Genomic DNA, 8,100 nt, shown 5'->3' on the forward strand with positions numbered 1-8,100 from the left:
AATGATATAGTAAAACTGTAACATTATGACTTTTATGGATATATTTACTATTCTGTGACATCGAGTCACAAAATAGTAATAATTAACGAGGCAAGCCTCGAGGTATTAAACCTGAAAGCGAATAAAAGCAACAGTAATAATTAAGATTATAATCCATTTTAAAATCCCAAAAAAATATCAATTAACTTTTTATAAAATAGTTTCATAACTAGCTATTGGTAGTTTATCTAATAAAATAAGACATTTTTTAATTCCTCTTCAAATCTTCCCTTAGCCAAATACTGCTTCTCCAACTCACTATCAAAAGGAATTGGCGTTTGTAAACTTGCCACACGTTTTACAGGGGCGTCTAAATATTCAAAACACTCTTCCATTAGCATTGCTGATAAATCACTTGCGATACCACCAAATAAAGAATCTTCTTGAAGAATAATGGCTTTATTAGTTTTCTTGACTGAATTAATAATTGTTTCCTTATCTAAGGGTTGTAATGACCGTAAATCAATTAAGTCTGCAGATATATCAGGATTATTATCTAGGACTTCTAATGCCCAATGAACACCAGCTCCATAAGTGACTATAGTTATATCATTTCCTTCTTTTAAAAGTGATGCTTTACCTAATGGTAATGTGTAATAACCTGTTGGTACGTCCTGTCTAACACTTCTATATAAAGCTTTATGTTCAAAAAATAACACAGGGTTTGGGTCATTAATAGCTGTTGCTAATAAACCTTTAGCATCCATTGGAAACGCAGGATAAACCACTTTTAGTCCAGGTGTTTTGGTAAACCAAGCTTCGTTAGTTTGCGAATGAAATGGTCCAGCAGCAACACCAGCACCACAAGGCATGCGTACTACGACGTCGGCTTGTTGATTCCATCTGTAATGTGATTTTGCCAAATAATTAACGATAGGATTAAACCCTGAACTTACAAAATCAGCAAATTGCATTTCAACTACAGCTTTCATTCCAGCAATGGATAAACCCATTCCTGCTTCAACAATGGCAGATTCGCAAATAGGCGTATTTCTTACACGTTCGTTTCCAAATTGTTCTGCAAAGCCATCTGTTATCTTAAAAACACCACCATATTCAGCAATATCTTGTCCCATAATCACAAGATTATCATGACGCTCCATCGATTGTCTTAACCCATCAGAAATAGCATCAATTAATCGCTTTTCTTCAGTATTTGAATTTAAACTAACCTCTTGATGTATATAATCTTTATATACATCACTTAACTCTATACTTAGGTCTGGCGTGATGTTTTCTTCGGCATAGGCTTGGTCTAAAGCTTCATTAATTTCATGGATTATCGCTTCTTTAAATTCCACCTCTTTTTCTTCAGTTAAAATTCCTAAAGTTATCAAGTACTCTTGGTAGTTTTCAATAGGGTCTTTAGCTGCCCAATAGTCTATTATCTCTTGTGGAACATACTTTGTACCACTCGCTTCTTCGTGACCTCGCATTCTAAAGGTTTTAAACTCTAAAAGCACAGGCCTAGGATTTTGACGAATACTTTCTGCGAGTTCTGAAACCTTGGTGTAAACTTCAGTGATGTTATTACCATTAATAATATGCGATTCCATACCATAACCTTTGCCTCTATCGGCTAGATGCTCGCAATTATATTGCTCCGATGTTGGAGTTGAGAGTCCATAACCGTTGTTTTCTATACAGAACATCACCGGTAAATTCCAAACTGAAGCAACATTTAATGCTTCATGAAAATCACCCTCACTTGTCCCTCCTTCACCAGTAAATACAGCTGTAATTTTATTATTCTTTTGTAATAAGTTAGCTAATGCAATACCATCTGCGACTCCCAATTGTGGCCCTAAATGAGAAATCATTCCCACGATATTGTACTCCTGAGTCCCAAAATGAAAAGAACGGTCGCGACCTTTGGTAAAACCACTAGCTTTTCCTTGCCATTGACAAAATAATCGAAATAAAGGTATATCACGTGTTGTAAAAACCCCCAAATTACGGTGCATTGGCAAAATATATTCTTCTTTATCTAACGCCATGGTAACACCGACAGAAATTGCTTCTTGCCCTATTCCCGAAAACCACTTAGAAATCTTTCCCTGGCGTAGTAAAATTAGCATCTTCTCCTCTATTAATCGAGGTCGTAACATGTTGTAATAGAGCTGCAAAAGCTTTTCATCACTTAATGATGCTCTATCAAAATGCAAAGGCTTTAATGTTGGATTGGACATGAAATAGTCGTTTTTATTGTAAACCAAATGTAATTAAAATAGCTAGAAATCATAACTTTGATTCATCAATTTTGTTGACTGAAATCTCCTTTTTTATTGGGTTTTCATTAGATTTGTATATCCTTAAATACAAATTACCACATAACATGGATAGAATACCAAGTGTAGACCTCAAAGATTTCTTATCAGGTGACCCAAATAGAAAGCAAAAATTTATTAACGAAATCGGTAAAGCCTACGAAGATATTGGTTTTGTAGCTCTAAAAGGCCATTTTTTAGATGACGAATTGGTCGATGGTTTGTATTCCGAAGTCAAGAATTTTTTCGATTTACCAGTTGAGAAAAAACGCGAATATGAGATTGAAGGTATTGGCGGTCAACGTGGTTATATCTCATTCGGAAAAGAAAGCGCAAAAGGTAAAAAAGAAGGTGACTTAAAGGAATTTTGGCATTTTGGTCAGTATGTTGAAGATGATGAAAAAAGACGTAAGGAGTATCCTGAAAATGTTAAAGTAAAAGAATTGCCAAAGTTTAATGAAATCGGCAAAAAGGCCTATAGAAAGCTTGAGGAAACCGCTAAATACGTGCTTCGTGCTTTAGCACTTCATGTTGGTTTAGAAGAAACGTATTTCGACGATTATATCCATAATGGAAATTCAATTTTAAGACCAATTCATTACCCACCAATTTTAGAAGAACCAGAGAATGCAGTTAGAGCTGCAGCACATGGCGATATTAATTTAATTACCCTTTTGATGGGAGCACAAGGTCGTGGCTTGCAAGTTCGAAACCATAAAGACCAATGGATAGATGCTATTGCTGAGCCAGACGAGCTAATGATTAATGTTGGCGATATGCTCTCAAGACATACCAATAACAAATTAAAATCTACAATTCACCGTGTGGTAAACCCTCCAAGAGAATTATGGGGAACAAGCCGCTACTCTATTCCTTTTTTTATGCATCCAGTCAGTGAAATGAAATTAGATGTTTTGGACAGCTGTATAGATAAAAACAATCCAAAGCAATTCAATAATATTACTGCAGGAGAATTTTTAGATGAACGCTTAAAGGAACTAGGACTAAAAAAATAATCAACTCACAGTCTTCAGTACGCAATAAATGTGTAACTGAACACTGCATATTAATTTATGGATTTACAAGACCAATTAAAAAACCTTTTCCCAGAGCACGTTCCTGAAGTATCAGAAAATGAATCCGAACCTAAATCAGATATCTGGATGCAAGACAATCCTATTATCTGTAAGTACGAAAAGCGAAAAGGCAAGCCAATAACAATACTTGAAGGCTATACTGGTGCAACTCAAGATTTTAAAAAATTAGCAAAAGAATTAAAACAGAAACTCAGTGTTGGCGGAAGTTTTAAAGATGATAAGATTATAATTCAAGGTGATTATCGCGATAAAATAATGACCATTCTTAAAGAAAAAGGCTTTAATGTAAAACGTTTAGGAGGTTAATTTATGAAAAAACAATGCCTGCATATTACAAATGGTGATAGCCTTACCAATTATCTGAGAGAGTTAGATTTTGAAGACGATATTTTAACTTGGCGAGAAATGCTCTGCGAAGGACCAACTGTCCCTCTTATAGATTCGGATGAATTTTATAAGACAAGAAAGGAGTTTCTGAATGAATACTACGATATAAATCCTTCAGATTATAACCTTAAAGAATCTATTATTATTCTTGAGGATATAGATAATTATAGTGAAATAAACTTATGGTTTGAATTCGATTTGTTCTGCCACATTAATCTCATTGCAGTTATAAGTTTATTACATCAAAAGGAGATTGATAAGCCGTTATACCTTATTTGTAGTGGTCGCGTGGAAGGCGAAAAAGACTTAAAAGGCTTAGCAGAACTCAATCCAGAGCAATTAAAGTCACATTACGCTAACCATATCCATTTAACACAAGAAGACATTGACTTAGCCATTGCCTTATGGCGGACCTATTGCGGTAAAGACCACAATATTTTTAAGCCTTATATTACTCAGAATTCAAATTTTGAATATCTAACTAACTGTCTTAAAGCACATTTAAAACGTTTTCCTAATCAAAAAACAGGACTTTGTGCTATTGAAGAAAATATCTTAAAACTTATTAAAGAAAAAGATATTAAATCTCAACATCATCTATTAGGATATTGCCTTAACTATCAAGGCTATTATGGGTATGGTGATACACAGTTTAAACGAATGGTTGATAAACTTTCAACGTTTTTTGAAAAATCAAACGATAAACTCCAACTCACTCGAAAAGGTCATGAAGCGATTTTAGGCGAACATAATTTTACCAAAGAAATTGATAATACGATTACTTTTGGTGGTATTAATCGGAATGATTATCAATTCAGCATCACTGAAAATAAACTCATAAAAACGATTCCTTATGGAAATTAAAGATTCAGAATTGATATTAAATCCAGACGGGAGTGTTTATCATCTCAATTTGAAACCAGAGCATATTTCCGATACCATAATTTTTGTTGGTGACCAAGACCGCGTTTCAAAAATTACAAAGCATTTTGAGAGTATAGAGTTTGAAACTCAAAAACGCGAGTTTAAAACACAAACTGGTTATTACAAAGACCGACGAATAAGTGTAATTTCTACAGGTATTGGACCAGATAATATTGATATTGTTCTCAATGAACTCGATGCACTCGTCAACATTGATTTAAACACAAGAAAACCAAAAGAAAATTTAACAAGTCTTAATATTATTCGGATTGGCACGTCAGGTTCACTTCATGCAGATATTCCTGTAGATTCTTTTGTAATGAGTTCTCATGGTTTAGATGTCAATGGTATGCTTCATTTCTATCAGATTAGTGGCATCTGTAATCCTGAAATTGAAGATGTATTTATTAAACACACCAATTGGGATAAAAATAAAGCACGTCCAATAATCATTAATAATAGTAAGTATTTAGAACGCTATTTTGAAAGCGATAAAATTCATAAAGGTATGACAGGTACCGCAGGTGGCTTTTACGGACCTCAAGGCCGTGTTTTACGCTTGCCTTTACAAGACGCAAGCCTCAACTCTAAACTCGATAGCTTTAGTTATAAAGATTTTAGAATTACTAATTTTGAAATGGAAACCTCTGTTATTTATGGGCTTTCAAAATTATTAGGTCACGAAGCTTTATCGTTAAATGCTATTATTGCCAATAGAGCGGACGGCACTTTTAGTAAGGAACCTAAGAAAACGGTTGAGAAACTAATTATTTACGCTTTAGAGCGTATTGTAAACATTTAAATATATACTATTGAAGTTATTAAATTTCTTATATGCAGCATCAATAATTCTACTTATTGCAACAGGAATTCGAACCATTGCCTATTTTATTATTGGTTTACAAAACGATAGAATATTCAGAAAAGACTTATTAATTATTTGGGTATTATGTGCACTTATTATCATATTTAGAAACGTTTTTTTGCGTTTAAAATCGAATAAAAAAAGTATTTAATTTTGAAAAAAATAAATATTGGCGGTGTCCCAGAGCATTTTAATTTAGCTTGGTATTTAACCTTAAAAAATGGTGAATACAAAGCTAAAGACATTAATTTACGTTGGCATGACTACCATGGCGGCACAGGACAAATGTGTAAAGGCCTTCGAGAAGGTGATATAGATTTAGCCGTTATACTTACAGAAGGAATTGTAAAAGATATCATTGCAGGTAATCCATCAAAAATTATACAAACCTACACCCAATCTCCTTTAATTTGGGGAATTCATGTCGCGGCAGATTCACAATTCGGCACCATTAAAGACATTAAAGGCAAGCGAGCAGCCATTAGTCGCTATGGCTCAGGTTCGCATTTAATGGCTTTTGTAAACGCAAAAAATAACGGCTGGAATTTGGATAAAGACCTTGATTTTTCGGTTATCAAAAACTTAGATGGTGCAATAAAAGGTTTAACTAATGGAAGTGCCGACTATTTTATGTGGGAAAAATTTACTACAAAACCTTTAGTAGATAATGGTACATTCCGAAGAATAGGAAATTGTCCATCACCTTGGCCATGTTTTGTAATTGCTGTTAGAAATGAATTTTTGGAAAGGAATAAAGATGATGTAAAAACTATATTAAATATAATCAATAATACAACTTCGGAGTTTAAGTATATCCCAAGTATAAACAGAACCATTGCCAATCGTTACGGACAAGAATTAGAGGATGTACAAGAATGGCTATCCTTAACAGAATGGTCACAGGAGTTAATCGATGAAAAAACATTAAATAAAGTTCAAGATGAGTTACTTCAACTCAATATTATTCCTAACAAGTGGAATTACCATGATTTAGTTTATAAATTTTAATTTTGTGACGCAACCTTTTTTTAAATGCGCCATCTATAAAAAACAATAAATATAAACACATGAAACCACTTTCTTTTTTTATTATGCTTTCTTTTTCCTTATGTGCATCACTCTGCTGTCCTGGCGAAGATGAGCCTGGTGCAAGTTTTTCAATAGAAAACAATGGACTTATTACTATTGACAACAATGTTAGTACATTTAATCTAAACGACCAGATTACAATACATACAGTCATACCAGATGAACAGATAACTACAGATGGTCAATCACTAAATATTTCAGAATTATTTTATAATGATGTGTTAAACGAATCATTTTTACAACATTCATTAACATTATACAAAGAAACTGACTTTGGAACTTTATCTAAAATAGCAGTTACCAACCAAGACATTGAGGCTTCAGAAGGTATTGTTGAAAGCTTTGGAGATATTATACAAATCAGAAATTTTTATGATACTGATACAAATACCTTTAGAAGCAAATTTTCTATAACTCTAAAAGAAACAGGCACATATTATTTATCTAGTAATCAATTCAATTTTGAAGACTTTAGAGGAATAAGCATTTCAGGCGGAATTTACGAATTAGGGTTTGTTACTATTACGACCAATATTTTGAATACTGAAGAAAATGGAGGCTATATATTTGTAGTTAATTAGATTATAGTCCAATCAATTAGAGGTTTTCCTAAAGACTTTAGAATTGTATTCGTTTTACTAAAATGCTTGTTTCCAAACCAATATCCACGGTTAGCGCTTAATGGTGATGGATGACCAGAGGTTAAAACATAATGCTTAGTAGCGTCTATTAACTTTGCTTTCTTTTTAGCAAATCCGCCCCAAAGTAAAAAAACGACGTCTTTTTTATGTTCGCTCACAGTTTTAATTATAGTATCCGTAAATATTTCCCATCCTTTTTTTTGGTGGCTTCCAGCTTCGTGAGCTCTAACGGTTAATGTTGCATTAAGTAATAATACACCTTGGTCTGCCCATGGCACTAAATTTCCGCACTTGGGATATGGCATATCAATGTCTGTTTCCAACTCCTTAAAGATGTTAACTAAAGATGGTGGATGCGAAATGCCGTAGTTAACAGAAAAACATAGGCCATTGGCTTGGTTTGGGCCGTGATACGGGTCTTGACCAATAATAACTACTTTTAAATCATCAAACTTACTATGGTTAAAAGCATTAAAAATTTCCGCTCCTTTTGGATAACAAGTTTTTGTTGAATATTCCTTTTTTACAAAAGTCTCTAAGTTTGAAAAGTAAGACTTTTCAAATTCAGGATTTAAGTATTTTTTCCAACTTGGATCTATGGATACATTCATGCTGTAAATATAAAACTAACATATTACAAAACCATCTTAATGCATTAGGTGCAACAGGGCAAACGCATCATAATTTGAGTATTTTTAGCATATATTGATTATTGATAGCCGCTTTTAGTCTTCTGCTTTTAATACCCACTTTAGCTTTGATATCTTTTTTAAGAAGATTTAAAGCGATTT

General features: G+C 33.4%; 8 protein-coding genes. 6 read left to right on the top strand and 2 right to left on the bottom strand.

Annotated features, from left to right (window positions below; translation table 11 throughout):
• Positions 1-227: 227 nt before the first annotated feature.
• Complete coding sequence (locus tag HKP48_RS05880; protein ID WP_296343809.1) at positions 228-2,228, bottom strand: dehydrogenase E1 component subunit alpha/beta; 2,001 nt, start codon at positions 2,226-2,228, stop codon at positions 228-230.
• A 146-nt stretch (positions 2,229-2,374) separates the two neighbouring features.
• On the opposite strand from HKP48_RS05880, the gene HKP48_RS05885 reads away from it, so the two are divergent.
• The 6 genes from HKP48_RS05885 to HKP48_RS05910 all read left to right on the top strand — a co-directional run bounded on the left by HKP48_RS05885 (position 2,375) and on the right by HKP48_RS05910 (position 7,249).
• A complete protein-coding gene (locus tag HKP48_RS05885; RefSeq protein WP_296343810.1) occupies positions 2,375-3,322 on the top strand; it encodes a 2-oxoglutarate and iron-dependent oxygenase domain-containing protein in 948 nt (315 codons plus the stop codon).
• Positions 3,323-3,379: 57 nt separating this feature from the next.
• Positions 3,380-3,709 carry a translation initiation factor gene (locus HKP48_RS05890; RefSeq protein WP_296343812.1) on the top strand — a complete coding sequence of 110 codons (330 nt, stop codon included), beginning with the start codon at positions 3,380-3,382 and terminating at the stop codon, positions 3,707-3,709.
• Positions 3,710-3,712: 3 nt separating this feature from the next.
• Positions 3,713-4,654 carry a DUF1835 domain-containing protein gene (locus tag HKP48_RS05895; RefSeq protein ID WP_296343814.1) on the top strand — a complete coding sequence of 314 codons (942 nt, stop codon included), beginning with the start codon at positions 3,713-3,715 and terminating at the stop codon, positions 4,652-4,654.
• Positions 4,644-5,516: a nucleoside phosphorylase gene (locus tag HKP48_RS05900; protein WP_296343816.1), complete on the top strand. Its 873-nt coding sequence runs from the start codon at positions 4,644-4,646 to the stop codon at positions 5,514-5,516. The genes HKP48_RS05895 and HKP48_RS05900 overlap by 11 nt, the downstream gene beginning before the upstream one ends.
• 216 nt (positions 5,517-5,732) lie before the next feature.
• The gene (locus tag HKP48_RS05905; RefSeq protein WP_296343818.1) at positions 5,733-6,587 is read left to right on the top strand and encodes a substrate-binding domain-containing protein; all 855 of its coding nucleotides are present in this window, start codon (positions 5,733-5,735) and stop codon (positions 6,585-6,587) included.
• Between the two features lie 59 nt (positions 6,588-6,646).
• Entirely contained in the window at positions 6,647-7,249 is a 603-nt protein-coding gene (locus HKP48_RS05910) for a hypothetical protein (protein WP_296343819.1), read from the top strand.
• Here HKP48_RS05910 and HKP48_RS05915 read toward each other — a convergent pair.
• Entirely contained in the window at positions 7,246-7,920 is a 675-nt protein-coding gene (locus HKP48_RS05915) for a uracil-DNA glycosylase (RefSeq protein WP_296343822.1), read from the bottom strand. The genes HKP48_RS05910 and HKP48_RS05915 overlap by 4 nt on opposite strands.
• Positions 7,921-8,100 lie beyond the last annotated feature (180 nt).

The organism is Winogradskyella sp., assembly GCF_013042245.1.
Lineage (GTDB): Bacteria > Bacteroidota > Bacteroidia > Flavobacteriales > Flavobacteriaceae > Winogradskyella.

What these genes read in the sequence shown, in the direction of transcription:
- HKP48_RS05910 (WP_296343819.1), top strand. Translation starts at nt 6,647, where the DNA reads ATGAAACCACTTTCTTTTTTTATTATGCTTTCTTTTTCCTTATGTGCA.
- HKP48_RS05900 (WP_296343816.1), top strand. Translation starts at nt 4,644, where the DNA reads ATGGAAATTAAAGATTCAGAATTGATATTAAATCCAGACGGGAGTGTT.
- HKP48_RS05895 (WP_296343814.1), top strand. Translation starts at nt 3,713, where the DNA reads ATGAAAAAACAATGCCTGCATATTACAAATGGTGATAGCCTTACCAAT.
- HKP48_RS05880 (WP_296343809.1), bottom strand. Translation starts at nt 2,228, where the DNA reads ATGTCCAATCCAACATTAAAGCCTTTGCATTTTGATAGAGCATCATTA.
- HKP48_RS05890 (WP_296343812.1), top strand. Translation starts at nt 3,380, where the DNA reads ATGGATTTACAAGACCAATTAAAAAACCTTTTCCCAGAGCACGTTCCT.
- HKP48_RS05885 (WP_296343810.1), top strand. Translation starts at nt 2,375, where the DNA reads ATGGATAGAATACCAAGTGTAGACCTCAAAGATTTCTTATCAGGTGAC.
- HKP48_RS05915 (WP_296343822.1), bottom strand. Translation starts at nt 7,920, where the DNA reads ATGAATGTATCCATAGATCCAAGTTGGAAAAAATACTTAAATCCTGAA.